Consider the following 26,993-nt stretch of genomic DNA (forward strand, 5'->3'; position numbering starts at 1 on the left):
TAAACAACTTGGTTTAATGGCTCGTATGTAGGCATACGAGCCATTTTTTGTTTCAGGAGTACTATCTATGACAAGTCACGCGCAAGAGCCGTTAGCGCAGCTGGTTCCAATGGTTGTTGAGCAAACCTCCAAAGGTGAGCGTTCGTTCGACATTTATTCCCGGTTGCTGAAAGAGCGCGTTATCTTCTGTTGTGGTCAGGTTGAAGATCACATGGCGAATCTGATTGTCGCCCAGTTACTGTTTCTTGAATCAGATAACCCTGATAAAGATATTTACTTATACATAAACTCACCTGGTGGTGCTGTTACCGCAGGCATGGCTATTTATGACACTATGCGTTTCATTAAGCCAGACGTAAGTACGGTGTGCATGGGGCAAGCCGCCAGCATGGGTGCGTTCCTGTTAGCCGGTGGCGCTAAAGGTAAGCGTTTTTGTTTACCGAATTCTCGCGTCATGATTCACCAGCCGTTAGGCGGGTTCCAGGGGCAGGCATCGGATTTTGAAATCCATGCGCGCCAAATTCTGGATATTAAAGAACGCATGAACCGCATGTTAGCCGAGAATACCGGAAACAGCTTCGAGCAAGTTTCGAAAGATACTGATCGAGACCGCTTTATGTCAGCCGATCAAGCAGTTGAATATGGTGTGGTTGATGACATTCTGAGTAAGCGAGGTGAGCAGAATGACGGATAAAACTCAAGACGGCGACGATAAGTCTCTGTTTTGTACTTTTTGTGGTAAAAGTCAGCATGAAGTGAAGAAGCTTATTGCTGGCCCTTCTGTATTCATCTGTGATGAATGTGTTGATCTCTGTAACGATATTTTGCACGAAGAAATTCAGGAAGTAGCAGCGCAGGACGGCCACACAAGTTTGCCGGTACCTAAAGAGATTCGCGCGCACTTGGATGAATATGTCATTGGTCAGGATCAAGCCAAAAAAGTACTGGCTGTAGCGGTTTATAACCACTATAAACGCTTGCGTAATAATAGCGGTAAGAACCACGAAAACATTGAACTGGGTAAGAGTAATATCTTGCTCATTGGCCCGACTGGTTCAGGTAAAACTTATCTGGCGGAAACGCTGGCGCGCTTCCTGGATGTGCCTTTCACTATGGCTGATGCAACCACTTTAACCGAAGCCGGTTATGTGGGTGAAGACGTTGAAAACATTATTCAGAAGTTGCTGCAAAAGTGCGACTACGATGTTGAGAAAGCGCAACGCGGTATCGTTTATATTGATGAAATTGATAAGATTTCGCGCAAGTCAGATAACCCTTCTATTACTCGCGATGTGTCGGGTGAAGGTGTACAGCAGGCGTTACTGAAGTTAATTGAAGGTACCATTGCTGCCGTGCCGCCACAGGGTGGCCGTAAGCATCCGCAGCAAGAATTTTTGCAGGTAGATACCTCTAAAATACTGTTTATTTGCGGTGGTGCTTTCGCTGGCTTGAACAAGGTTATTGAGCAGCGCCTGGCAACAGGTACTGGCATTGGTTTCGGTGCTGAAGTGAAAAGCAAAGAAACGCACCAGGAAGGTAAAACCCTGGCTCAGGTAGAACCGGAAGATTTAGTGAAATACGGTCTAATTCCAGAGTTTATTGGGCGTTTACCGGTACTGGCTACCTTAGGCGAGTTGGATGAAGAAGCCTTAGTGCAAATTCTTCGCGAACCTAAGAATGCACTAACCAAGCAGTATTCAGCCTTATTCGAAATGGAAGGTGCTGAGCTGGAGTTCCGTGAAGATGCCTTGCGTGAAATTGCGCGCAAAGCCATGATTCGTAAAACCGGTGCTCGCGGATTGCGTTCTATTGTTGAAGCTGTGCTGTTAGGTACCATGTATGAGCTGCCATCTATTGATGGTGTGAGCAAAGTGGTGATTGACGAGTCAGTGATAAAAGGCGAGTCGGATCCGATTTTGATTTATGAAAATCAACAGCAGGATAAGCACGCATCAGGTGAATAATTGACCTGTTTCAGCTGAAAAAAGTGTAAAAAGGGCCTAGTTGGCCCTTTTTTTGTGTTTTTCATTGAACTTTACGTGGTCACCCTCATATTAAAGAGTAAGATAACTTTAACGACAGAAACCCCCAAGTGTGGAGAGAAATATGAGTGAAGCGCGAGTAGAACGCTTAAGTATTCCGGTACTGCCGTTGCGTGATGTGGTGGTATACCCACATATGGTGATTCCGCTGTTTGTTGGCCGTGAAAAATCAATCCGCTGTTTAGAAGCAGCCATGGACAACGATAAACAAATATTTTTGTCAGCCCAGAAAGATGCGTCGGTGGATGAGCCGGTGGCTGATGATATTTACCGCATTGGTGCGGTAGCTACCATTTTACAATTACTGAAACTACCCGACGGTACCGTCAAAGTATTAGTGGAAGGCGTGCAGCGTGCGCAAATTGATGAGTTTGAAGACCACGACGAGTTCTTTAAAGCAACGGTTCATTATTTAGCTTCCGAGAGCATTCCTGACAATGAAGAGGAAGTGATGGTGCGCTCGGCCATCAATCAGTTTGAAGGCTACGTAAAGCTAAACAAAAAGATTCCACCGGAAGTTCTGACCTCGCTATCTGGCATTGAAGAAGCCGATCGTTTGGCTGATACCATGGCGGCGCATATGCCGTTGAAACTGGTAGATAAGCAGCACGTGTTAGAAATTACGGATGTGCGTGAGCGCTTAGAGTACCTGATGGCGCTGATGGAAGGCGAAATCGACATCCTGCAGGTTGAGAAGCGTATTCGCAGCCGGGTGAAGAAGCAGATGGAGAAGAGCCAGCGCGAGTACTATCTGAATGAGCAAATGAAAGCTATTCAGAAAGAACTGGGTGACATGGACGACGGCCCGGATGAGTTCGAAGCGCTGCAGAAAAAAATTGATGATGCGCAAATGCCCGCTGAAGCGAAAGAGAAAACTCAGGCGGAACTGCAGAAATTAAAAATGATGTCGTCAATGTCGGCCGAAGCCACTGTGGTTCGCGGTTACATTGAATGGATGGTGTCAGTACCCTGGAAAAAACGCTCACGCATTAAGAAAGATTTAGCCAATGCGGAACGTATTCTGGATGCCGACCACTATGGTCTGGAAAAAGTAAAAGAACGCATTATTGAGTATTTAGCGGTGCAACAGCGCACCACCAAAGTGCGTGGCGCTATTTTATGTCTGGTGGGGCCGCCGGGTGTTGGTAAAACCTCGCTGGGGCAGTCTATTGCCCGGGCTACCGGCCGTAAGTACATTCGTATGGCGCTGGGTGGCGTACGTGACGAAGCTGAAATTCGTGGTCACCGCCGCACCTACATTGGTTCTATGCCCGGCAAACTGATTCAGAAGATGGCCAAAGTAGGCGTACGTAACCCGTTATTCCTGCTGGATGAAATTGATAAAATGGCATCCGACATGCGTGGCGACCCGGCCTCAGCGTTGCTGGAAGTGCTGGATCCTGAACAGAACATCAATTTCAACGACCACTACCTGGAAGTAGATTACGATCTGTCCGATGTCATGTTTGTGGCAACCTCGAACAGCATGAATATTCCAGGTCCGCTGTTAGATCGAATGGAAGTGATTCGTTTGGCCGGTTACACCGAAGACGAGAAGCTGAACATTGCCAAGCGTCACTTGTTGCCGAAACAAATTGACCGTAATGGCTTAAAAGATAAAGAGATCTCGATTAGAGATGACGCAATTACAGCCATTATCCGTTATTACACCCGCGAAGCTGGCGTGCGTAACCTTGAGCGTGAACTGTCGCGTTTGTGTCGCAAAGCAGTGAAGAAAATTGTGCTCGACAAGCGCGTGAAGAATGTTGAAGTGACGGCGAAGAATCTGGGCGACTTCCTGGGCGTACAGCGCTTTGATTATGGTAAAGCTGAAGATAATAACCAGATTGGTCAGGTAACTGGCTTAGCCTGGACCGAAGTGGGCGGCGACTTGCTTACCATTGAGGCTACTAACGTGGCCGGTAAAGGCAAAATTACTTCAACCGGTTCGCTGGGTGATGTGATGCAAGAGTCCATTCAAACGGCCTTAACCGTGGTTCGTAGTCGCGCCGATAAACTTGGTATTAGTGACGACTTCCACGAAAAACGTGACCTGCACGTACACGTACCTGAAGGTGCTACGCCGAAGGACGGCCCAAGCGCAGGTGTGGCTATGGTTGTTGCCTTAGTGTCTTCGCTGACCAAAATACCGGTTCGGGCGGAAGTCGCCATGACGGGTGAAATTACCTTGCGTGGTGAAGTGCTTGCCATTGGTGGCTTGAAAGAGAAGCTGTTAGCAGCGCATCGTGGTGGTATTAAGCATGTATTGATACCAAAAGAAAACGAGCGTGATTTGAAAGAAATCAGCGACAATGTGAAAGCAGACTTAAAAATTCAACCTGTGAAGTGGATAGATGAGGTATTAAAGGTTGCTTTAGAGCGAGAACCGTCTGCATCTAGTACGAAAGTAGAAGGTTAACGGCAAAATGCGGCCTGCGAGCATAACATTTAGCTAGAGGCCGCATTCTTTCGTTAAAAAAACTTGTAAAAAGGGTTCTCAATCCTAAATCTTGTGGTAGCCTAGAGTTAAGTTGAGTAAGCCTTACTAGCACTGCTTTAGACTATGCTAACCAAAGGCTGAAAACTTTAGCCGAGGTTCTAGGTATTAGAATTGAAGGCGGTGCTTGAACTCTAAGTTTAAGCTTGTTATAAACTTCGCTGGCCCATTTAATTCCGAATGGAACCACGGAAACTTGATAATAACAATCTAAGGGGATGATACTGTGAACAAGTCTCAGCTAGTTGATAAAATTGCCGAGGGGGCTGAAATTTCTAAAGCCGCCGCTGGTCGTGCTTTGGACTCATTCATTGAAGCAGTAACTGAAGCTTTAAAAAAAGGTGAGCAAGTAGCTTTAGTGGGTTTTGGTACTTACCAAGTACGTGAGCGTTCAGCTCGCACTGGTCGTAACCCGCAAACAGGTCAAACTATTCAGATCGCTGCTGCCAAAGTACCTTCGTTTAAGGCTGGCAAAGCACTGAAAGACGCAGTTAATTAATGAAAGGCGCTTAATGAGCGCCTTTTGTGCATTAACTGCGGGACGGAGTGGTAGTTCAGCTGGTTAGAATACCGGCCTGTCACGCCGGGGGTCGCGGGTTCGAGTCCCGTCCACTCCGCCACATCAGACTTTAAGTGATAACCCGAAGCCGTTAAGCTTCGGGTTATTTTTTTGTGTGAATGGCAGGTGCTATTCGCGCCGCAACGGGTATAATAGACTCCGAATTTTTAATCGTATTTAGGGTGAACGAATTATGTTGGAACGGATACGCGAAGGCTCGCAAAGCATGGTCGTGAAGGTCATCTTAGTCTTTATTATTGTCACCTTTGCGTTCACGGGCGTCAGCGGCTATTTAGGTAGCTCATCTGAACCAGGTGTGGCGGTTGTGAATGGTGAGACTATTACGCAGACTGAATATGACCGCGCCTATCAGAACGAACGCGCACGCATGGAAGAGCAACTCGGTGATATGTTCGCACAACTTACCAGCGATCCTCGCTACATGCGTCAGTTGCGCGCTAATGTTGTCGATCAGTTGATTGAGCAAGAGCTGGTTGCGCAATACGCACGTGAGCAGGGTTTGCGGGTTTCAGATGAGCAGGTAAAAGAAGCTATTCGCAATATTTCTGCGTTCCGCTCGGCGGGTCAGTTTAGCAACGACGTGTATCTGATGGCCCTACGTAATTCCGGCTATACCCCTGAAACCTTTGCCCAGGCAATGCGCAGTGACATGGCTCGCACCCAACTGGTGCGCACGCTAATAGAGTCTGATTTTAGCTTGCCAGGCGAAGCTGCTCGTTTACAAAGTATTCTGGCGCAAACTCGCAGTGGTCGTTATTTGCAAGTAACGCTGCAGGACTACATGGCTGACGTGTCGGTAGAAGATGAAGAGATTCAGGCTTACTACGACAATAATCGTGCACAGTTTGCGACTGAAGAGCGAGTTAAAGTTGAGTATGTACGCTTGGATTATGATGCGGTAGCAGGCGACATCAACATTGCTGATGAAACTGTTCGTGAGTATTACGACAACAACGTGAGTCGTTACACGACTGAAGAACAACGTCGCGTTTCACATATCTTGATTGAAACCGGTGACGATGCCGAAGCCGCAATGCAAGAAATTGAACAGGTTCAGCAGCAGCTTGAGCAAGGTACTGAGTTTGCTGAACTTGCCGCGGAACTCTCTGATGACGTATTCTCTGGTGAGCAGGGCGGCGACTTAGAGTGGATTAGCTCTGGTCAAATGGATCCTGAATTTGAAGAAGCTGTATTTGCTTTAGAAGAAACCGGTGACGTTAGCGGTATTGTGGAAACCTCGTTTGGTTATCATTTAATTAAACTGACCGATGTTCGTGCCGGCGAAGTGCAGGAATTTGCTGAAGTTGAAGCGGAAATCCGCGATCAAATGCAACGTCAGCAGGCCGAAGAAGCTTACTTCATGGCGCAGCAGCAACTGGCGGAAACCTCCTTTGAGATTCCCGATAGTTTAGCTCCAGCGGCTGAAGAAACAGGTCAGGAATTGGTACAGACGGATTGGTTTACTCAATCATCAGTTCCGGCTGAGCTGGATGCTCCGCAAGTAGTGGCGCAAGTGTTTTCCAGCGACTTAGTGGATGAGAAGCTGGCCAGCGATATTATTGAACTGGATGACCAAAGTGCGGTAGTGATACGAGTGGTTGAGCACGAGCCAGCCAGTACTCAGCCGCTGGAAGAAGTTCGCGATACCGTGACTCAGTTGCTGCAGGAAGAAAAAGCACAGCGTCAGGCGGTGTTAGCTGCGGAAGAGTTTGCTGAGCAGTTACGTGCTGGTGAGATTGCTGATACCAGCATGATGACAAGTATTGACGGTATTACCCGTCAGTCTCAGGACGTTCCTGCAGCGGTGCGTGAAGCACTGTTTGAGTTGCCACCAGTAACTGGTGATGAAGCTAGCATGAAGACTGTTACCTTGCGTTCAGGCGATGTTGCGGTAGTGCAGCTAACCAATGTAACGCCGGGCGAAGAAAATGCAGATCAAGTTGCCCAGCTACAAGAGCAGATGCAACAGCGTCATGCGCAAGTGTTGTATCAAGCCTTTATTGACAGTTTACGTGCACAGGCAGACATTGAGCGCAAGACTAATCCTACTGAGACTACTCAGTAAGCTTGCTAAACTAACAGGTAGGGCGTAACAGCTAAAAGTTTCAGCTTTACCTACTAAAAAGCCGGAATCGCAATAGTGCGACTCCGGCTTTTTTATGCGGTTAAACCCTGGTTAGCGACTCTAAGGCTTCAAGTTAACGCCCATATAGAGGCGGTAGCTTTGATTTATCAGTAGGTGCTGAATCAGTTGCCAAAGCACTATGTAAGGCTTGATAGAGAGCCTTACCATGCTGCCAGTCAGCTTGCGCGGATGGTGCATACAAATGACGTTGTAGGTGCTCAATTTCAGCACTCAGCTGAGGGTTTGCAAGGTGTTCCGCAAGCTGTGTCAACGTAGTAGGCGCTGGCGTGAAACGGCTTTGTCCCCAGGCCAGCAAATGTTGTGACACTTCGCGTGGTTGATTGGCTTTACAGGCACGTTGCAGCGCCCGCCAATGTTTAGCTGTACTTTGTTCGATGCCATGGCGGGCATTGTCAGAGTTGGATTGCGCTGGTGTGGTCTGGGCTGATTTTTGCCCTTTATTAAACCAGCCACGTTGCCAGGCGTAGCCGAATACCGCCAAAGTAAGTAACCACAGCACCATACTGATGACAGCTAGCCATTGCCACCAACTCGTGTTCTCAGGCGCTGCTGGTGGCTCCTGCGCACTCTGGTTAGCATTAGCTGTCGCGGTAGTATCAGCTTCCGGTTGTGCTGGCTCAGCACTGGCTGCAGACTCAGAGACGCTGATACCAGCAACCTGAAGTCGTTGTTCTTGAACCTCAATAACTGCCGGCTTATCGGTGCGGGTATTAAACCAGGCTAAGCTTTGGGCCGGAATAATGAGCTCGCCAGGCCGATTAGGGATAATAGCTACCTGCTGCGTTACCTGAGAAATACTGGTGCCATTGCGTACAAAGCTATTCACTTCAGGTTGTTCTGGATAGCTTCTGGCACCGTTAATTTCTGGTATGTCAAGTTCGGGTAATTGTTCTGGTTTTACCCCAACAGCAGTAAGCATGTAGGTTAGGGTAACCGGCTCACCTACATCAATAGGCCCACTGTCAGGTTTCAGTTCGCGGGTTAGCGACACCAGCTCGCTGGGCAGCCAGTCACCTTGCCAATTCGACGGAACTGGCTTCACCTGAATATCAATGGGCGGGGCTTTGGCCGTTACCGGAATGGTGTTGGCAAAGGTTGAAAATAGCGAATCGCTGCGTTGACGATAGATCTCACCTTCAAAAGTCGCACCCTTAATGGCGAAATTTCCTGAGCGATTTGGTGTGATTGCGTATTCACGTTGGTAGACTTTGTAGCGTTGGCCGTCCACCATTTCCAGGCTTTCACTGTCTTTACCTACTTGAGTTACGTCGCCACCTTCAAGTTCCGGTGGGATTATATTACCGCCGCTTAGGTCGGCCGCTAAATAGAGCTTAGCTACATAGGTAAACTGTTGTTGTACATACAGGCTTTCGTTATCAATAGCGGCAGTTAAAAAGGCAGTGCCGCGTGAACCGTCGTTGTCTTCTCGTTCAGCCACTACCCGTAAGCTAATTGGTTGTGAACGAACGCCATCAATTTCAATCGCCGGAATGCGGTACTCACCTTCAGCCTGGGGGGTAATAACCACGCGAAAGGTTGTAGTGGCGCTGGCACGGCCATTAACAATAGAGCGTTGATGGCTCACAGAAGTGCGTCCCACCATAAAGTCGTCAAGAAAAACGTCGGTATTCACGGCGTTGCGGTCAACGTTGTCGTTCACTTCAATAGTTACCACTAAAGGTTCATCGACCAATACTGGATTTTTATCTACGGATACCTGCACCTGACTTACCTGGGCATAGCTAGCCCCGCTTACCAACAACAGGGTTAGTAATACCAGGCCGCGCCACCGCAAGCTTTCTAAACCGCTTACCATTGTTGTTGAACTCCTTCAGGTCGACGTTGTTGCTGCTGACGTTTTTGATATTCCAGCCGCATCTTTTGACGTAATAGCAATGCCGGGTCGTCCGGTAATCGTTTCAGCATCTGTTCAAATTCGCGTTGTTGTTCGGCATCCAGGTCGCCATCCGTAGCCTGCTCTATGGCTTGTTGCTGAGCCTGTTCTTCACCGTCACCGGCGTCAGCTTGCTGTTGTTCTTCTTGCTGCTCTTCTGTCTGCCCGGTTTCATCTTGTTGCTCCTGTGAGTCTTGCGCTTCTGGCTCTTGTTCCTGGTTTGACTCACTACCACTGTCTTGTTCCTGCTGGTCCGACTCCGATTGTTGCTGCTCGCCATCGGCGTCTTGCTCACCTTGCTTACCCTGACTATTCTGCGAGTTCTGGTTTTGCTCGCCGTCTTGGGATTGCTGTTGCTCTTGTTCCTGCTTCTGCTTCTCTAATTGCCGCTTGGCTAACTCCAGATTCGCTTGTGCTTGCGGCAAATCCGGTTGCTGACGCAGGGCTTCCTGATAAGCATTTATAGCCCCCTGATAGTTCTCGAGCTGCATTAACGAATTGCCCTGATTGTAATAACCAGTAGCATCGCCAACCTGAGCAAAATCGGTTAAGGCTTCTTCATAGTTGCCCGCGCGGTAATTTGCTGTTCCCCGGCGCAGGGGATCGTTGGACAGCGCGGCTGCCCGTTCATACTGTTGTTGTTCCAGCGCTTGTTGTGCCTGCTGTTCAGCAGTTAACCACCAGGAAAACGATTCCTCCTGAGCCTGAGCCTGAGCCTGACCACTGAACATACTGGCAGACAACAGCAAGCTAAGGCCGCCAACCGGCAACAGCGCAGCCCCTAACATGCCATTCCGGCGCCAGTGCAATAAGGCTAAGGGTAACAGCAACAAAGCTAGCCAGGGGCCGCGATCCAGCCATTGATCGCCTTGTTGTAATGGCGCGCCATCGGAGTCTTGTTCCACTCGCGACAGCGGCGGTAACGACAGTAGCTGTTCAATATCCTGGTTATCTACGGTAAGCCGGGTAAACACCCCACCGGTTAGTTCCGTCAGTTGGCGTAATCGATCCGGGTATAACCGCGGCACTACCACCTGACCACTGGCGTCCCGTAACAGGGTACCGTCGGTTTGTCTTATCGGGGCGCCTTCCCGGGTGCCCACCGCGAGCGTTGAAACCCGGTGACCCAGTTGCCGCAGCTGGTTAGTGAGTTCGGTAAAGTCACGGCTTTCGACACCATCGGTTAGCCAAAAAATATCACCGGTTGGGTACCCGGCATTGCGAAGCATTTCATCGGCCCGGGCAAAGGCCACCTGTGGATAATTGCCTTGCTCGGGCATTATTTCCGGCGATAGTGCCGGAATCAGGTTGAGTAAGTTGTTTTTGTCGCTGGTGAGTGGGCTAATAACAAAAGCATCGCCCGCATAGGCAACTAATCCGGTTTCTCCATCCAGCCTACTACTGAGCAAATCCCGGGCTTTGTAGCGCAGTTGCGTTAACCGGTCGGGGCTAACATCGGTAGCTCGGGTAGATAACGACATATCCAGTATAATCACTTGCCCGGCATTGAGTTGATAAACAGGTTGGGGCAGACGCTCCCAGGTAGGCCCGGCCAAAGCAAATGAACTAATCAGCACGGCGAACGCCAACTGCAACCAACCGGTGCCACGCTGTTGTTGCTTAGGCAGCTTAAGTAACGGCTTGGCCAGATGCGAGGCGAGCCAGCTGTAATGTCCATATCGCTGTTGGCGGTGCCGCCACCAGGCCCATAATATCGGTAACAAAACGACTAGTAGCCACAACCAATGAGGGCGTAATAAGTGAAAGTCACTCATGTGCGCCTCCAGGGTTGTTGCGTCACTATCAGAGTTAAGAACGTCAAACTAACTGCTAGTGCCAAAGGCCAATAAAATAAAGCTTCGCGCGGGCGTAACTGCTGTTCGTCACCGGCCACCGGCTCGTAACTGTCCAGCTCCTGATAAATAGTGGCTAACTCCTCGGTGTCGCGGGCACGAAAATAAATACCACCGGTTTGCTCGGCCATGTTGGCCAGCATAGATTCGTCTAAATCACGGCTCGGATTCACGCGACGACTGCCAAAGAAACTTTCAACCACCACTTCTTCTGCACCTACGCCAATAGTGTAAATTCTGACCTGATAGGCTTTGGCGAGTTCCAGCGCCTGATCAGGTGAAATGTAGCCGGCGGTATTTTGTCCGTCGGTCAGTAGCACTAACACGCGATTGGTTTCTTCGCGAAGCTGAAAGCGTTTAACCGCCAGTGCAACGGCATCACCAATAGCGGTGCGCTCACCAATCAAATTGAGCTGACTTTCTTCCAGCATTTGTGCCACGGTATCGCGGTCGTAAGTCATGGGCGTTTGTAAATAAGCCGTGTCAGCAAACAGAATTAAGCCCAGACGGTCACCTTCGCGGCGTTCAATGAAATCCGCCAGTACTTCTTTCACCATTTGCAGGCGATTCACGCGCTGCCCGGCAATTTCCATATCCGCAATTTCCATACTGCCGGACAAATCCACCGCTAACATCATCTCTCTGGCATCACTGCGAATAGGCAGTGGCTCACCCAGCCATTCGGGGCGGGCAACGCTGGTTACCAATGCGGCCCAGATAATCATGCTGATAACAACCAGCGGATTAATAAAACGACCTTTGCCGGTTTTGGCATCAAGCTGCGGGGCTTTCGGAACTCTTAAGCTGGCGAGCTGCTGGCCGTGCTTGGGCAACCACCAACGCAGTAGCAAAGGTAGCGGTAGTAACAGAAATAACCAGGGCCAGACGAATTCAATCATAACGACTCCTGCACGCCGTGTTGCGGCGGTAGGGCGGTTACCAACCAGGTGTGCGCAAAGTTATAGTAGCTGCGCGCAAGCTCTGGGTTTTTAGTGGCGTGATACATACTAGCCATAATGTGTTCGAGTTCGCTGTGCCAGCGCGAGCGCTGCTTGGCCGGCATGGTTTCAAGCAGAAATTGCTGCCATTGACTGCCGCTCAGAGCTGCAATACGCTCACGCGGGAAATAACCCAGTGCCGCTTGTTTCAGTAGCAAGGTAATAGCATCAACTTGGGGTTGCTGCATGTGCTTGAGCTGAGCTAATGCAAATCGCTTAATGCGACCACGTTGCCAGTGTCGCCAACTGTAGTAGCCAATAATAGCGGTGCCCGCTACAACAACGAAGGCCAGCAACCACCAACCCGGTGCCGGCGGCCACCAACTTGCGGGTGGGGCAGCGATGATATCTTGTAACTCTTGCATTACATGATCTCCTGCCACTGCTGTTCCAGCGCGCGCGCTGCACTCACATGCTGATAACTAATTGCGAAACGTTGTAACTCGCTGGTTATTTGCCGCTGTTGTTCGGCTGCTGCCGCCTGGTATTGCTGGCGTTGGCCGGCGTGATTCAAATCCAGCGTTTGCTGATGCTGGTGTAAATCAGATAATTCCAATTTGCCTCGCGCTGCCTGCGCTGGTAGCTGGTGTTCGAAGGGGTCACTGATAATAAAAGCCCGCACCTGACAGTGCTGCTGCAATGCCCGGGCGAATTTTAATTGCGCGGCGCTTACATTAACAAAGTCACTAATCAAGTATATTTCACTGCCGGGGCGCGCCAATTGACTGAGCCGTTGCAAACTATCAGTGAGCATGGATTTCGGCGATTGCTGCCGCTGCTGCCAATGCTGGTAACTTTGTTGGTGGCTGTCCAGTAGTGCGTGGATATAGCGCATAACCCCCTGATGGCGACCCTGGGGTTTAAGCTCACTATGACTGAAGCCATTGCCCACAATACCACCAATGCGATCACCGCGTTGCTGCGCCCGCCAGGCCAGTGCGGCCGCCAAATGCGCCGCCTGAACCGATTTAAACAGCAGCTCAGTGCCAAACAACATACTGGCGGACAAGTCCGTAACAATAAATACTGGGCGTTCCTGTTCTTCGCGATAAAGCTTGGTGTGCGTGCTACCGGTGCGCGCTGTTACCCGCCAGTCAATGGCGCGAATATCGTCGCCGGGTTGATAGTGGCGCACTTCGTCAAACTCCATGCCACGGCCTTTTTGCTTGCTTAAAATACCACCACTGGTGCCGCGCGGCGGCTTGCGCCGCGCGTGTTGTCTGAACGCGGGTAGCTTACTGTGATAATACATGAGCTCAGCCAGACCAAGCTGGATACCACTGGCATGCATGGCCTCCAGCCAGTCGCTGGCTGTTGTTGCAGGTGCTGAGGTAGTTGACAACGCCATACGAACCTCAGTTAAGGCGCTGGTACCAGCGCTAATATTTGCTGCAGAATGTGATCATGGTTTATGCCATCGGCTTCGGCCTGATAACTAAGAATGATGCGGTGGCGCAGCACGTTAAAATACACGGCGGCAATGTCATCTGGAGTAACGAAGTCACGACCGGCTAACCAGGCTCTGGCACGGGCACAACGATCTAATGCAATAGACGCGCGGGGGCTAGCGCCGTAGCCAAGCCAGCGGGCTAGTTTTTCGTCGTAGCGCTGGGGTTCGCGGGTAGCAATAACCAGCTGCACCAGATAGTTTTCGATGGCATCGTCCATGTACACGTCTAACACTTCTTTGCGTGCCTGAAACAGTTGTGGCTGCGGCAGTGGATTCAACATAGGTTGTTGCCCGGTGATAGTTTCACCGCGGGTTAGCTGCAGAATTTGGCGCTCGGTTTCAGCGTCAGGGTAAGCCAAAGTAACGTGCATGAGGAAGCGGTCTAACTGTGCTTCCGGCAGCGGGTAGGTGCCTTCTTGCTCAAGCGGGTTCTGCGTTGCTAATACCATGAATAAATCGGCGAGCGGATAGGTACGCTGGCCCACAGTGATTTGCCGTTCAGCCATAGCTTCAAGCAGTGCCGATTGCACTTTAGCCGGAGCGCGGTTTATTTCGTCGGCCAGAATCACATTATGAAATAACGGACCTTGCTGAAATACAAAGGTGCCAGTTTCTGGCCGGTAAATATCGGTACCCGTTAAATCTGCTGGTAACAAATCAGGGGTAAACTGAATACGATGGAAGGTTGCTTCAATACCTTTTGCCAGCGCGTTCACCGCTCTGGTTTTGGCCAGCCCGGGTGGGCCTTCAACCAGCAAATGACCATCAGCCAACACGGCAATTAAGAGGTTCTCGGTAAATTCGGGTTGCCCCAGTACCTGGCTGTTTAAGTACTCACGCAAGGCTTGAAATTGCTTTACTGCCATTATCTTCTCTCTTGTGTTGACGCCACCTGGTGATGAGGTTGCCTTACCGCGATGGCGCGACTGATATCCATAACAGGCCTAAGATGACATAGTCACCCCAGCTTTGACCAGTGGGTTTGCTATTACCTGACTGTATTCTAAGGTATATGGGTGACTTTATCGAAATCAACGGTTTAATTCTGTGCACTTACAGGCTAAAATTTGTAATCAGTTATGAGGTCAGACCAGCTGTGTTGCTAAAAACCGGTCGACCATTCAATAGTTAACAAGAGGAATTCATTATGTCGGCAAGTCAGCGTTTGCTAACTTCGCAAGGCGAACGGATAGCAGTTGTGGCAGGCTTACGTACGCCATTTGCAAAACAAGCCACCTATTTTCATGGGGTGCCGGCGCTTAATCTTGGCCAAATGGTGGTGCAGGAGCTTATTAACCGCACCAGTTTGGATGTGAATGAGGTGCAGCAGTTAGTGTTCGGACAAGTAGTGCAAATGCCGTCAGCGCCAAACATTGCGCGAGAAATTGTGCTTGGCACCAGCTTACCGGTAAATACCGACGCGTACAGTGTGTCACGCGCCTGTGCTACCAGTTTTCAGGCCACTGCAAACGTTATCGAAGCTATGGTAGCCGGTAACATTGAAGTAGGCATCGCCGGTGGCGCAGATTCTTCCTCAGTGCTACCTATTGGCGTGTCTAAACGTTTAGCTCATGCTTTAGTTGATTTGAACAAAGCGCGCTCATTTGGCCAAAAATTCAATATCATTAAAAGTTTGAAGTTACGTGATTTGGCTCCGGTACCGCCAGCTATTGCTGAATACAGCACCGGCTTAAGCATGGGTGATACGGCCGAGCAAATGGCGAAAACCCATGGTATTAGCCGCGCCGATCAGGATGCCCTGGCGCATCGTTCGCATCAAAAAGCGCATGAAGCCTGGGAACAAAACTGGTTAGACGACGAGGTAATGACCGCGTACGCCGAACCTTACAAAGATTTTCTAAAACGCGACAACAACATTCGCGACAACAGTGACCTGAAGGGCTACGAAAAGCTGCGCCCGGCCTTTGATCGCAAGCACGGCACCGTGACCGCCGCTAACAGCACACCATTAACCGATGGCGCGGCTGCAGTATTGTTAATGACCGAAAGTAAAGCCAAAGCCTTAGGTTATGAACCGCTAGGCTTTATTCGCAGCTATGCTTTCACCGCTATTGATGTTTGGCATGACATGCTGATGGGTCCTTCCCACGCCACGCCAATAGCACTGGATCGCGCTGGGATGAAACTAGGCGACCTGGATTTAATTGATATGCATGAGGCCTTTGCCGCGCAAACCCTGGCCAACTTAAAAATGTTTGCCAGCAAAAAGTTTGCCGAAGAGAAATTGGGTCGCAGCGAAGCTATCGGCGAAGTGGATATGGACAAATTTAACGTATTGGGCGGGTCTATTGCTTATGGTCACCCATTTGCGGCAACCGGCGCGCGGATGATTACCCAAACGTTACGCGAGCTGAAACGTCGCGGTGGCGGTACTGCGCTAACAACTGCCTGCGCCGCCGGCGGGCTTGGCTCAGCAATGATTTTGGAGGCAAACTAATGAGTAACCAATCCGCATTTACCCTAAGCCACAGAGACGACGGCATTGCCGTGCTTACCATTGATGTGCCGGGTGAGTCAGTAAACACCTTGAAATCAAGTTTTGCTGACGAAGTGGCTACGGTTCTGAATGAGCTGGAAGACAAAAGCGACCTAAAAGGTGTTGTTGTTATTAGCGGCAAGCCGACTTCATTTGTTGCCGGTGCTGATATCAGCATGATCAACGACTGTAAAACTGCAGGCGATGCTGAAAGTCTGGCTCGCCAAGGGCAGGCCATGTTTGACCGCATTGAGCAACTTCGTGTGCCTGTGGTAGCTGCTATTCATGGCTCATGCCTGGGTGGCGGACTCGAGTTGGCACTGGCGTGTCACTATCGGGTTTGTACCGATTCCGGCAAAACCGAATTGGGCGTGCCGGAAGTGAAGCTGGGCTTGTTGCCGGGCTCCGGTGGTACGCAACGTTTACCACGTTTGGTTGGCGTGCAAGAAGCCTTAGGCCTAATCCTTACTGGTAAAACATTACGACCAAAACAAGCTCGTAAAAAAGGTTTGGTAGACGAAGTTGTGCCTGAGAGCATTCTGCTGGAAGCCGCAGTTAAGCTGGCTTTGTCCAGCAAGGCGAAAGTTCAGAAAGCGAAACTGTCTACCGTTAATAAGTTACTTGAAGGTAATAGCTTCGGTCGTAACTTTATTTTCAAAAAAGCTGGTGAACAAGCGCAAAGCAAAGCCAAAGGTAACTACCCGGCCATTGATAAAATTATTGATGCGGTGCAGCACGGTCAAAGTGAAGGTTTTGAAGCCGGCTTAGAGCGTGAAGCACGTTCATTCGGTGAACTGGCGATGACACCTGAGTCTTTCCAGTTACGTGGTATTTTCTTCGCCACCACAGCAATGAAAAAAGAAACCTCATTCGGTGGTGAGAAACCCGGCAAAATCACCCGCGCTGGTGTGCTTGGCGGTGGTTTAATGGGGGGCGGTATTTCTTACGTTACCGCTGTGAAAGCAGGGGTTCCGGCCCGCATTAAAGATATTGCTGAAGACGGTATTCGTCATGCACTGAAGTACAGCTATGACTTGCTGAACAAAAAAGTGAAGCGTGGTCATATGCGTCGCAGTGAAATGGAACGTGACATGCTACGCCTAAGTGGCAGCCTTGATTACACCGGTTTTGATCGCGTCGACATTGTGATGGAAGCGGTTTTTGAAGACTTAGATCTGAAACAGAAAATGGTCGCTGACATTGAAACGCATGCAAAGAAGGATACTATCTTTGCGACCAATACCTCGAGCTTGCCAATTACTAAAATTGCGGCCAAGGCTGAGCGTCCGGAACAAGTTATCGGATTACATTATTTCTCACCAGTAGACAAAATGCCGCTGGCGGAAATTATTACCCACGCAAAAACGTCGGCTAAAACTATTGCTACGACTGTTGCTTTTGCCAAGAAACAAGGCAAAACACCAATAGTAGTAAAAGATGGCGCCGGTTTTTATGTAAACCGTATCTTGGCGCCTTACATGAACGAAGCGGCCCGCCTGTTACTGGATGGCGCGTCTATTGAAGCCATTGATCGGGCGTTAGTGAAGTTTGGCTTCCCGGTTGGTCCTATTAAGCTAATGGACGAAGTCGGAATTGATATTGCTGCCAAAGTAGCGCCGATTTTAGCCGACGATTTAGGTGACCGTTTTGCGCCACCAGCGGCCTTCCAGAAGTTGCTGGACGACGACCGTAAAGGTAAGAAAAACGGCAAAGGCTTTTACGACTATTCCGGCAAGTCGAAAGGTAAGTCGGTTGATAGCTCAGTGTATAAAGTGCTGGATGTGTCACCGAAAGACGGCATGAGTGATAACGAAATTGCTCAGCGCTGCGTGCTGATGATGTTAAATGAAGCCGCTTACTGTCTGGACGAGGGTATTATTGCCAGCGCTCGGGACGGTGACATCGGTGCTATTTTCGGTATCGGTTTCCCACCGTTCAGAGGCGGACCTTTCCGTTATATGGATGCCCAGGGTGTTGCTAATATCGTGAGTGAGCTGCAGAAGTTAGAACAGCAACAAGGCGAGCGTTACAAGCCGGCGCCGGCGTTAGTGAAAATGGCAGAAGCAGGCGAAAGCTATTACGAAGACAAGCCTAAACAGTCTTAACTAGCGACCACCGCACTCTTGTCAGAAATTCAGCAAGGGAATTAAAAAAGCACACCTTCCGGTGTGCTTTTTTTATGGCTGCAACTAGCTGCAATCAGGCGCTTTAGATTAAGCGCTCTCGGGCGTACTTTCCGGCACTACCCGAATGGCCAGCCGTTGCAATAACTCGCTGGCGGGCAGGGGTTTGGCGAACAAGAAGCCTTGCGCATATTCGCAGTTTAAGGTGCTGAGAATAGTGAGCTGGTCTTTGTTTTCAACGCCTTCGGCAACCACATGTAAGCCCAGGTTATGCGCCATGGCAATAATAGAGGCAACCATTTTACGGTCGCGCTCGGCCTGACTAATATCGTTAATAAAAGCTTTGTCTATTTTCAAAGTTTGTATCGGGAAGCGTTTCAGGTAAGCCAGTGATGAGTAGCCAGTGCCAAAATCATCAAGTGCTAAATCAATGCCTTTAGTTTGCAAGTCGGTCATAATTTCGATGGCGCGTTCCGGATCTTCCATCAATACGCCTTCGGTAATTTCAAGTTCAAGATGTTCTGGTGCCATGCCTTCCGCATTTAGAATACGGGTGACGCGTGCGGATAAATCAGGCTGCATAAACTGCCGTGCTGATAGGTTCACCGCGACCCGGCCACTTACTAACCCTTGTTCAACCCACTGTTTCATATCACGACACGCTTGTTGTAATACGCGTTCGCCAAGCTCAATAATAAGACCTGTTTCTTCAGCCAGTGGAATAAAATCAACCGGGTTAATCATGCCCACGCCTGGAATATTTAACCGTGCCAGTGCCTCTAAGCCGACGAACTGGCGGTCTTTCAACGCCAGCTTAGGCTGATAATGCACCTCCACATGACCGTCCCGAAGTGCCTGACGTAACTGGTTTTCAAGCTTCAAACGTCGTACTGCACTTTGGTTCATGGATTCGTTAAAGAACTGATAGCCATTACCACCACGACGCTTGGCGTGGTACATGGCGGTATCTGCGTTCTGTAGTAATTCCTGCGACGAGTTACCGTCATTCGGATACGCCACAATACCGACCGAACTACTGACTACCAAATCACCGTCACTTAAGGCAAACGGCTGGGCCAGGCTGTCGTTCACACGCTTAGCAATGGAGGTAATGATGTTTAAGTCGGAGGTGTCTTCCAGTATCAAGCTGAATTCGTCACCACCGAGGCGATAAAGTGTATCTTGCGGGCGGCCGACTTCAGCCAGTCGTTCAGCAACCTGACACAACAACTGGTCACCAACTTCGTGACCGAGTGAATCATTAATCTTTTTAAAGTTATCTAAATCAAAAACCAGCAGCGCATGCTGAATGCGCTTACGAACCAGATTCGAATGGCTCACTTGGAAATACGAGCGGTTGGGCAGGCCAGTTAAGGTATCGGTATTGGCCAAACGGCGTAATTCACGTTCGGACTGCTTACGGTCAGTGATATCTGAAAAACTGGCAACATAGTGCGAGGTGTGACCGGTGTCGTCGCGCACGGCATCTATGGTCAGTTCCATTTGATAAGTTTGTTCGTCTTTGCGCAGATCTTCAATTTCACCATGCCAGCTGCCGTGTTGGGCTAACTGACGTTTTATTTGTTCAATGTATTCTTGATTGTATAACTTAAAGCGCAAGGGTTTACCCAGCATAGACTCGCGGCTATAGCCGGTAATACGCTGGAACGACCTATTGGTTTCAATCACCCGAAAACGATTATCGTAAATGCAAACACCATCGGATATGTTGGTGATAGAAGCGGCCAGCATTTTTAGTCGTTCTTCAGCAGCAACAATACTGCTAACGTCCTTCATGGTGCCGGTCATGCGCAACGGCTGTCCTTGCTCGTTTCGCTCAACTACTTTGCCGCGGTCCAATAACCACAACCAGTCGTCCTGCACCCGTACCCGGTAGGTAATTTCAAAGTGCGGAGTTTGCTCATCCAGGTGAGATTGTAGTGCGGTGCGGACTTTATTAAGGTCATGGGGATGAATGTTACTCATTGCATCTTTATGACCCGCTCGCTTTCCATCTAAGGGGAAGTCGGCAAAGTGAGTCCAGATGTTGTGCCGGTATACCGCACCAGTAACAATGTCCCAATCCCACAACTGGTCGCCACTACCCCATAGGCTGAGCTTCAAGCGTTCTTCACTGGCTCTGAGTTGACTAGAGGCCTGGCGGCGGCCACGTAAGTTATTTACTAGTATAAATAACAAGGCTAGTGCAGCTAGTACATAGGCACTGATAGCCCATACCGTTAACCACCACGGTGTTTCTACTACCAGCTTCAGTTCACGTAAGGCACCCCAATTGGTACCGTCGCTCGCTGCTTGCAGTTGCAAGTTATACTCGCCGAAGCTGAGATTGGTATAAGTGGCTCTGGGGCTATCTGCATCGGTATAAACCCAACTGTCGTTGAAACCGAGTAAGCGGTATCTGTAACTAAGCAGGGCATTACTCGGAGTTGGATTAAGCGTAGTAAATTCAAAACTTATGGGATTATTGGTTGCTGGAACAAATAATTGCGTTGCATCGTAAAGGGGAACGCTATTGCGCTCATCGAGCTGTTCAACGGCAACCGGCTCATTCCCTTGTCGGACAGCTATTAACGCAACTGCCGAGCTGTCTGCCGCGCTGGTTTGCATCACCATCGGCAGTGCCGTGGCAGAGTGCACAGGAATCATTAAGGCACAAACGATTACCAGCAAATGAGTAGCCGTTCGCCATGGTATAAACCATGCTCGCCCTGTTTGATTTGGGGATTCCCGCACGCAACATCCTCGACAGGCTGTTTCTACAGCTCTTATAGTTTGTTAAGAACTAGTAAATTAGCGGATTAAAGCCAAGCTGTCAAAGGCCGTGTGGCCTTGGCTGCGGTTAATTTCGTTCAGTTGGCTTAGCTTCGGTGTGCAACCAGATTTCTGCGCTATTATCGCGCAAATTCTGGCGCGCAAAATCGAGCATTTGTTTCGGCTGCCAATCAATAACCGCTTGTGCTAATTGCTCGAGCCGTGAAAAATCATGATCAAACTGAGTAATGGAGCTCCATAGCCGCTGACTACGGATGCGTAGGTTCGGATCCTGATCACGCAATTGACGAACTAAACTTTGCTGAGCTGCAGTCCAGCCTTCGGCTAAAAAGTCGGGCAGTTCCGTTAAAAACGACTCGGCGAAGCTGGCCAGACAGCTGCGTAGTTTACTCACCGAGGCTGTGGGAGACTGCACGTACATTAAAATGCCCGGCACTTGTTGCATAGGTAAGTAATTACTACCTACCAGATAGCCCAGTTGCTGTTCGGTGCGTAGCTGATTGAATATTTCCGGACTAATAAACTGGTTTAACAACATAAAACCAGCTTGCTCATGAATGTCGGCGTTGCCGCCTTGTACGAACCAAAGCAAAGCACTGTCACTATGGGAACTGGTTGCCGCGCGTTGTTCACAAACCCCGCGGGTGAGCATGCGCGGCGGTATTGCAGCGTTCAACGGGGCTTGCTCGGCTAGCCGGAAGGTATCGGTTAGCACTTGCGCAATGTTATCTACTGCGGTTGCCGGCACATCGCCATGGCATAACAGATCAACATTTAACTGTTCGAAGAACTGACCCGTAATATCTTCAAAGCTATTAAAATCTGTTTGCTTTAGTTCCACCGCCAACTCATCCATTCGGAAGCTACCGGGTTGCAGATAGAAGTTTAACTCTGCAAATAACTTATTCATTGGTTTATGAGTGTGCGCACTGCGCCAATTGCTAATCAGCTTTTGGCGTAGTGCCTGCCAGCGTTTAGGGTCGGGTAGCAGGCTACGCATGCATTCCACCACTTGCTCCAGTAACTTCACCTGCGCCGGCGAAAACCCAGCAATATGCAAAGTTACGCCGCGTTGCTGTGGATATAAATTAAAATGCAAACCGGCAATTTCGGCGTCGTAACAGCGCTCATTAAGTTCATCCAGAATTAACTCGCACCAGAGTCTGGCGTTGGCAAAATTCTTCGCACTCTGAGCAACTTCGGGCAACAAAAAGCCAGCATAGATATGCCCTTTGGGCTGGCGAAAGTCGGGGTCTTGCAAGTGCCAGATGCGAAGCGCTTTATTTATAGTAAACAACTTCGGGTTCGTGCTTGTAGAGGAGCTATCCTCGAGTGGATGCGCGTCTAACTGGCCGCTAATAAACTCATTTTTGCTTGGTAAACTGGCACTAAAATCTGCCGGCTCTTGCTTAAACAGTTGCAGCCGGGAACGGCTGAAAGGCTTAATACTGTATGGCGTGTGGTAAAGCTCAGTGACCTTGTCAGTGGGTAACGCCCGATGGATAATCGTCATGCGCAAGCGTTCCGGTTGCAGCAACTCTAAAAATTCACGAGCTTTGTGTTTGTTCAGGCCGTCCATGCGGTAGTCGCCGTAAATCACATCTTCCGCTTTATAATGCTGAGCATTTACCGCTAGCTGGCTAGCCAATTCAACCGTGCGCACTGGTTCGTGATAGCGGAAATTCAGTTCCACTAACTGTTTACGTTCTTGATAACGCCAGTCGTCAATACCGGTTGCAGCAATGAGTCGAATGTAAGCAAATACCCACCGCACAATTTCATCAATGTGCTGTAAACCTTCTTCAGTGAGCTGCAAATTGATATTGAAATCTTTAAAGTTAGAGCCGCTGATACCACCACCGGCAGATAGGCTATTAACCCAGTCGCGTTGACGAAGTGCCGAATACAAACTGGCCGGCCCTTCGTAACCAATAATGTGCGCAATAAAACTGGTAGTTTTATAGGCATAGTCATTATCGATGGCGGGCAGTGGGAACGACAGTATTAAGCGGCGCGCATCTTTTACCGGCTGCACGTGCATTTCAACACCCAATTGTTCGGGTAGATACAGCGGCTCCGACAACTTCTGCTTGGGCGAGTCTTCGCGTTGAATAGGTTCAAAATGGGCTGCCGCCAGCTGTGCTAATTGATCCAGACTTTGTGGTCCGGCTAACACCAGCCGCATACGCTGGGAGCGATAGTGCTCAGCAAAGAACGCCCGCAGTTGTTGTACCAACGGCAAGTTTTTTTGATCACGCAAGGTGGTTAAGTTACCAACCGAGAACTTACTAAATGGATGAGCCGGATTAGCGGTTGCTTTGTGCACCTGATACAAACGTCTTAGCTCATCGTTGAGCTTTAACCGGTACTCTGATTCAACCGCCTGACGTTCTTTTTCAACCCACTCCTGGGCTAGCAAAGGCTGGTAGAAAAATCGGGCAAAACGATCCAAAGCTGCATCAAGCTGGTCGTGTTGAATAGAGAAGTAAAAGCTGGTGTATTCGGTGCCAGTCCAGGCGTTGTGATGGCCGCCGTAGGTACTGATAAAGTTTTGGTAGGCTTCGGGGTCGGGATACCCCTCGGTACCTAAAAAAAGCATGTGTTCCAGGAAGTGGGCTAGGCCCTGGCTTTCTTGAGGATCATCAAAATGGCCGGCATGAATGGACATTGCAGCCGCTGCCTGATCGGCATCAGCCTCATGAATACATAGCACTTCCAGTTTGTTGTTAAGCTGGATTAAGCGGTAGTCGCGCTCATCGGTCGGACTTTTTATAAGTGCCGGTAGTTGCATAAACTTCCTCAATTAATCATGAATGACCAGCTAAGGTGCGCTTATACAAGCCCGGCACACTAGTATCAAAACCTTATTGATCTAAAGGCACATCGAAGTTCTCAGGTGTATCATAATCACCGCTTAAGGTTGCTAACTGGCCGTCGGCAAACTCAATAATCAACTCACGTCTTACGATGTCGCCTTTACCTGGGTTCATGTGGTAAAGGTAATGCCAAGTATCTTCAACAAAGACATTTTTGGCAACTGGTGTACCTAATACGTATTGAACTTGTTCTTTGCTCATTCCAATACGTAATTTATCGACATCACGTTGTTCCAGGTAATTGCCCTGCGGCACATTAATACGATAAACCAGATTATCAAAAACCGAGCATCCACTTAACACAAGTAATGCGGCGCCCAAGATGACTGCTTTCATAAATTCCTGCTGTGGTTGGTAATTAGAAAAAATTTAGTGCCGTAATCCAACAAACTGGACTCTGCAGAGCATGATTTCGTTCATGGTTGCGTAACAGGCAGCGATATATGGTTGCTGAATGATAAACAAAGCACTCCGGAAAGGCTACCGTAAAACATCCAAACGCGATTTAGTGGACATAATTCGATAGCGTAAGTTCCGGCTCTTAGCCAGCTAAGAGTTCTTCGGCGTTAGCTTTGGTAGTGTCCGTTACCTTATCGCCACCCAACAGACGTGCCAACTCAATAACGCGATCGGAGTTGGTTAATGGTGTCATAGTGGTGGTGGTTTCACTGCCATCGGTTTGTTTAGCTACCATCATCTGCTGATGTGCTTTGGCTGCTACTTGTGGCAGGTGAGTTACGCAAATAACTTGTGCCGTACTGCCTAGTTGGCGCAATAGTTTGCCAACTGTTGCTGCGGTGGGACCGCTTACACCCACGTCTACCTCATCAAACATTAAGGTTGGCGTGGTTTGCTGGGCCGCAGTAATAACCTGTACCGCCAGACTAATACGTGACAGTTCACCGCCGGACGCAATTTTAGCCAGCGGCTGCAGCGGCTGGCCCGGGTTCGCAGTAACTAAGAACTGAATGGCATCAGTACCGTGACGGGTAGCAGGGGCATCGACACGGTGTTCAACGCTAATCACAAAGCGACCGTGGGGCATATTCAGTTGCTGCATAGACGCTGCTATTTTATCGCTTAGTTCTTGCGCTGCTTTGGTGCGACTTTTTGATAACTGCAGTGCTTGTTCACGATAGGCCGCAGCGGCTTGTTGAACCTGTTCAGCTAACACGTCATTTTGTTCCTGAGCATCGGCAAGTGCGCTAAGTTCGGCATTTAGGGTTTGGTGTTTCTGCGTTAATTTAGCCGGCTCTACCTGGTGTTTGCGCGCTAACTGCAAGGCCTGGGTCATGCGCTGTTCAACGATGACTAAACGCTCCGGATCGTTATCAATGTTGTCCTGATAATTGCGGAGCTCGCGCGCTACTTCTTCCACCTGGACACTGGATTCGGTAAGTAAATCAACGGTGGATTGTAACTGAGGATCAAGCTCAACCTGCTCTCGTAGCCGCTCCAGCGCATTTTGAATTAAGCTAAAGGCGTTATTGTGCTCTCCTTCAAATAAAGCATTCAGGGCGAAACTCGATTCTTCGCGCAAGCTTTGGCTATTGGCCAGGCGTTTATGCTGTTCTTCCAGAGTTTCAAATTCATCTTCAGCCAATGCGAATTCGTCCAGCTCCTGCACCTGATACTGCAGAAGTTCCCGGCGCGCTGCTAGTTCTTCCTGTTGCTGCTCAGCCTGACGCAACGCTTTGCGCTGTTGATACCAGTGTTCATATTTAGCAGCTACAGCCTGGGTTAGCTGGTTATGGCGAGCGTAATTGTCGAGTAACTTGAGCTGATGTTCTTCGCGAGTTAACAGCTGGTGCTCGTGTTGGCCATGAATATTAACCAACCAGGGGCCGATACTTTTCAACTGTGCGGCAGTAACCGGGTGACCATTAATCCAGGCTTTCGAGCGACCTTCGCGGGTTACCACGCGCCGCAGCACACATTCGTCTTCCGCCGCAACTTCCTGTTCGATTAACCATTGCTGTGCAGGGCTGTCAGCTTGCACATGAAAGCAGGCGCTTACTTCAGATTTTTCAGCACCGGCGCGAACGCTGTCGGCATCGGCGCGGTCACCTAAACAAAGGCCCAGTGCATCCAGGGCAATAGATTTACCGGCACCGGTTTCACCGGTAATAGCCGTCATGCCTTGCTCGAATTCGATATCCAGCGTTTTAACGACGGCGAAGTTACGAATGTGAAGTTGCGTCAGCATAGGAAGCCTCTTAGTACTGTTCATGTATACAGTAGTGTATACAGTGTTTATACAGTATTTCAAGTACCGCCTGAAAATACTTTAGAAAAGTCGGCTACCCCAGTTCAACTTATTTCGTAACACGTTGAAATAGCTATAGTTGATAGGTTGGATTAAACGCAGCTTGTGTTTATGCTTTTTAATAATAACTTCGTCACCGGGATTAACCGTCATGCGGGCATGGCCATCACAGCTGATTTGTAGCTGGTCATTTTCAATAGCGGCACGCAGGCGAATGCGGCTTTCGCCCGATACCACAATAGGGCGGCTACTCAAGGTATGCGGAAACATAGGCACCATACTAATGGCGTCCAACTCTGGGGTTAGAATGGGGCCGCCACCGGATAAAGAATAGGCTGTTGACCCTGTCGGCGTGGCTACAATAAGGCCATCAGAACGCTGGCTGTAAACAAAATGGTCATCTACGAACACTTCGAATTCCACCATATGCGCGACTTTATCCGAGTGCAGCACGACTTCATTAATAGCCCGGCCAGAACCTGTTAACTCACCTTTGCTGTATACTTCGGAAGTCAGTAAGAACCGATTTTCGGTAAGGTAATTACCGGCCAGAACCTGGTCGAGCTGCGCCAGCGCATGCTTAGGATCCAGCTCGGTTAAAAAGCCCAGATTACCCCGGTTTACACCAATAACACCGATGTCTGATTCACATAGTACGCGTGCAGCCCCCAACATATTGCCATCACCACCTACCACCACCGCTAAGTCTGCATGCTTGCCAATTTCTTCTAGCGCACAGGTTTTGGTTTTATCGGCAAGTTCAAACTGGCGTGCAGTACGTTGTTCGATAATCACCTCAAAGCCTTGTTGATTGAGATGATGCTGCAGCGTTGCCAAGGTATCGCGGGTGCCGTCATGATTGGCCTTGCCAATTAACGCAATGGTTTTAAAAGGTGTTGTGGTCATCTGTTTCCGCTTCTGGTGAGAGTGCTGGTATTAACGCTCTATAGTTCGGGCTAAGTTAAGGCAAAACTGAAT

Annotated in this window: 18 protein-coding genes and 1 tRNA gene; 8 read left to right on the forward strand and 11 right to left on the reverse strand. The window is 49.4% G+C overall.

Annotated features, from left to right (window positions below):
* Positions 1–67 precede the first annotated feature (67 nt).
* From clpP to ppiD, 6 genes are all read left to right on the forward strand, one after another.
* Positions 68–694, forward strand: a complete 627-nt coding sequence (clpP, locus tag CCE91_RS04225) for an ATP-dependent Clp endopeptidase proteolytic subunit ClpP (RefSeq protein WP_086433996.1) — start codon at positions 68–70, stop codon at positions 692–694.
* The gene (clpX, locus tag CCE91_RS04230) at positions 684–1,964 is read left to right on the forward strand and encodes an ATP-dependent protease ATP-binding subunit ClpX (protein WP_086433997.1); all 1,281 of its coding nucleotides are present in this window, start codon (positions 684–686) and stop codon (positions 1,962–1,964) included. The genes clpP and clpX overlap by 11 nt, the downstream gene beginning before the upstream one ends.
* A 142-nt stretch (positions 1,965–2,106) precedes the next feature.
* Entirely contained in the window at positions 2,107–4,461 is a 2,355-nt protein-coding gene (lon, locus tag CCE91_RS04235; protein ID WP_086433998.1) for an endopeptidase La, read from the forward strand.
* Positions 4,462–4,765: 304 nt separating this feature from the next.
* A complete protein-coding gene (hupB, locus tag CCE91_RS04240) occupies positions 4,766–5,038 on the forward strand; it encodes a nucleoid-associated protein HU-beta (RefSeq protein WP_086433999.1) in 273 nt (90 codons plus the stop codon).
* A gap of 44 nt (positions 5,039–5,082) precedes the next feature.
* A tRNA-Asp gene (locus tag CCE91_RS04245) sits at positions 5,083–5,159 on the forward strand.
* A 132-nt stretch (positions 5,160–5,291) separates the two neighbouring features.
* Positions 5,292–7,184: a peptidylprolyl isomerase gene (ppiD, locus tag CCE91_RS04250; protein WP_086434000.1), complete on the forward strand. Its 1,893-nt coding sequence runs from the start codon at positions 5,292–5,294 to the stop codon at positions 7,182–7,184.
* A gap of 133 nt (positions 7,185–7,317) precedes the next feature.
* Here ppiD and CCE91_RS04255 read toward each other — a convergent pair whose 3' ends face one another.
* Genes CCE91_RS04255 through CCE91_RS04280 form a run of 6 tightly spaced genes read right to left on the reverse strand, consistent with a single transcriptional unit; the run spans position 7,318 to position 14,326 of the window.
* A complete protein-coding gene (locus CCE91_RS04255) occupies positions 7,318–9,081 on the reverse strand; it encodes a BatD family protein (RefSeq protein WP_086434001.1) in 1,764 nt (587 codons plus the stop codon).
* Complete coding sequence (locus CCE91_RS04260) at positions 9,075–10,934, reverse strand: vWA domain-containing protein (protein WP_086434002.1); 1,860 nt, start codon at positions 10,932–10,934, stop codon at positions 9,075–9,077. Before CCE91_RS04260 ends, CCE91_RS04255 begins: the two co-directional genes overlap by 7 nt.
* Positions 10,931–11,911 (reverse strand): vWA domain-containing protein, encoded by a 981-nt coding sequence (locus CCE91_RS04265; protein ID WP_086434003.1) that lies wholly within the window; start codon positions 11,909–11,911, stop codon positions 10,931–10,933. Before CCE91_RS04265 ends, CCE91_RS04260 begins: the two co-directional genes overlap by 4 nt.
* Entirely contained in the window at positions 11,908–12,375 is a 468-nt protein-coding gene (locus CCE91_RS04270; protein ID WP_086434004.1) for a DUF4381 domain-containing protein, read from the reverse strand. The genes CCE91_RS04265 and CCE91_RS04270 overlap by 4 nt, the downstream gene beginning before the upstream one ends.
* Positions 12,375–13,358 carry a DUF58 domain-containing protein gene (locus CCE91_RS04275; RefSeq protein ID WP_086434005.1) on the reverse strand — a complete coding sequence of 328 codons (984 nt, stop codon included), beginning with the start codon at positions 13,356–13,358 and terminating at the stop codon, positions 12,375–12,377. The genes CCE91_RS04270 and CCE91_RS04275 overlap by 1 nt, the downstream gene beginning before the upstream one ends.
* A gap of 11 nt (positions 13,359–13,369) precedes the next feature.
* Entirely contained in the window at positions 13,370–14,326 is a 957-nt protein-coding gene (locus CCE91_RS04280; RefSeq protein ID WP_086434006.1) for an AAA family ATPase, read from the reverse strand.
* 281 nt (positions 14,327–14,607) lie between these two features.
* Between CCE91_RS04280 and fadI the strand changes: the two genes are divergently transcribed.
* Entirely contained in the window at positions 14,608–15,918 is a 1,311-nt protein-coding gene (gene fadI, locus CCE91_RS04285; protein ID WP_086434007.1) for an acetyl-CoA C-acyltransferase FadI, read from the forward strand.
* Positions 15,918–18,062: a fatty acid oxidation complex subunit alpha FadJ gene (fadJ, locus tag CCE91_RS04290; RefSeq protein ID WP_086434008.1), complete on the forward strand. Its 2,145-nt coding sequence runs from the start codon at positions 15,918–15,920 to the stop codon at positions 18,060–18,062. Before fadI ends, fadJ begins: the two co-directional genes overlap by 1 nt.
* A gap of 108 nt (positions 18,063–18,170) precedes the next feature.
* On the opposite strand, the gene CCE91_RS04295 is transcribed toward fadJ, so the two are convergent.
* The 5 genes from CCE91_RS04295 to nadK form a co-directional block, all read right to left on the reverse strand.
* Positions 18,171–20,834, reverse strand: coding sequence for an EAL domain-containing protein (locus CCE91_RS04295; RefSeq protein WP_126797155.1), 2,664 nt, complete (start codon positions 20,832–20,834; stop codon positions 18,171–18,173).
* A gap of 106 nt (positions 20,835–20,940) precedes the next feature.
* Entirely contained in the window at positions 20,941–23,664 is a 2,724-nt protein-coding gene (locus tag CCE91_RS04300; protein ID WP_086434010.1) for an insulinase family protein, read from the reverse strand.
* A gap of 73 nt (positions 23,665–23,737) precedes the next feature.
* Positions 23,738–24,085: an outer membrane protein assembly factor BamE gene (locus CCE91_RS04305; RefSeq protein ID WP_086434011.1), complete on the reverse strand. Its 348-nt coding sequence runs from the start codon at positions 24,083–24,085 to the stop codon at positions 23,738–23,740.
* 205 nt (positions 24,086–24,290) lie between these two features.
* Positions 24,291–25,955: a DNA repair protein RecN gene (recN, locus tag CCE91_RS04310; RefSeq protein ID WP_086434012.1), complete on the reverse strand. Its 1,665-nt coding sequence runs from the start codon at positions 25,953–25,955 to the stop codon at positions 24,291–24,293.
* An 81-nt stretch (positions 25,956–26,036) separates the two neighbouring features.
* Positions 26,037–26,921, reverse strand: coding sequence for an NAD(+) kinase (gene nadK / locus CCE91_RS04315; protein ID WP_086434013.1), 885 nt, complete (start codon positions 26,919–26,921; stop codon positions 26,037–26,039).
* Between the last annotated feature and the right edge of the window lie 72 nt (positions 26,922–26,993).

The organism is Pseudidiomarina planktonica (genome assembly GCF_900177775.1).
Classification (GTDB): Bacteria; Pseudomonadota; Gammaproteobacteria; order Enterobacterales; family Alteromonadaceae; genus Pseudidiomarina; species Pseudidiomarina planktonica.

Excerpts from the sequence above, each read along its gene's own strand:
- CCE91_RS04270 (WP_086434004.1), bottom strand. The coding sequence starts at position 12,375 with ATGCAAGAGTTACAAGATATCATCGCTGCCCCACCCGCAAGTTGGTGG.
- CCE91_RS04265 (WP_086434003.1), bottom strand. The coding sequence starts at position 11,911 with ATGATTGAATTCGTCTGGCCCTGGTTATTTCTGTTACTACCGCTACCT.
- CCE91_RS04305 (WP_086434011.1), bottom strand. The coding sequence starts at position 24,085 with ATGAAAGCAGTCATCTTGGGCGCCGCATTACTTGTGTTAAGTGGATGC.
- CCE91_RS04280 (WP_086434006.1), bottom strand. The coding sequence starts at position 14,326 with ATGGCAGTAAAGCAATTTCAAGCCTTGCGTGAGTACTTAAACAGCCAG.
- lon (WP_086433998.1), top strand. The coding sequence starts at position 2,107 with ATGAGTGAAGCGCGAGTAGAACGCTTAAGTATTCCGGTACTGCCGTTG.
- CCE91_RS04255 (WP_086434001.1), bottom strand. The coding sequence starts at position 9,081 with ATGGTAAGCGGTTTAGAAAGCTTGCGGTGGCGCGGCCTGGTATTACTA.
- CCE91_RS04260 (WP_086434002.1), bottom strand. The coding sequence starts at position 10,934 with ATGAGTGACTTTCACTTATTACGCCCTCATTGGTTGTGGCTACTAGTC.
- clpX (WP_086433997.1), top strand. The coding sequence starts at position 684 with ATGACGGATAAAACTCAAGACGGCGACGATAAGTCTCTGTTTTGTACT.
- CCE91_RS04275 (WP_086434005.1), bottom strand. The coding sequence starts at position 13,358 with ATGGCGTTGTCAACTACCTCAGCACCTGCAACAACAGCCAGCGACTGG.
- recN (WP_086434012.1), bottom strand. The coding sequence starts at position 25,955 with ATGCTGACGCAACTTCACATTCGTAACTTCGCCGTCGTTAAAACGCTG.
- clpP (WP_086433996.1), top strand. The coding sequence starts at position 68 with ATGACAAGTCACGCGCAAGAGCCGTTAGCGCAGCTGGTTCCAATGGTT.
- fadI (WP_086434007.1), top strand. The coding sequence starts at position 14,608 with ATGTCGGCAAGTCAGCGTTTGCTAACTTCGCAAGGCGAACGGATAGCA.
- CCE91_RS04300 (WP_086434010.1), bottom strand. The coding sequence starts at position 23,664 with ATGCAACTACCGGCACTTATAAAAAGTCCGACCGATGAGCGCGACTAC.
- ppiD (WP_086434000.1), top strand. The coding sequence starts at position 5,292 with ATGTTGGAACGGATACGCGAAGGCTCGCAAAGCATGGTCGTGAAGGTC.
- fadJ (WP_086434008.1), top strand. The coding sequence starts at position 15,918 with ATGAGTAACCAATCCGCATTTACCCTAAGCCACAGAGACGACGGCATT.
- nadK (WP_086434013.1), bottom strand. The coding sequence starts at position 26,921 with ATGACCACAACACCTTTTAAAACCATTGCGTTAATTGGCAAGGCCAAT.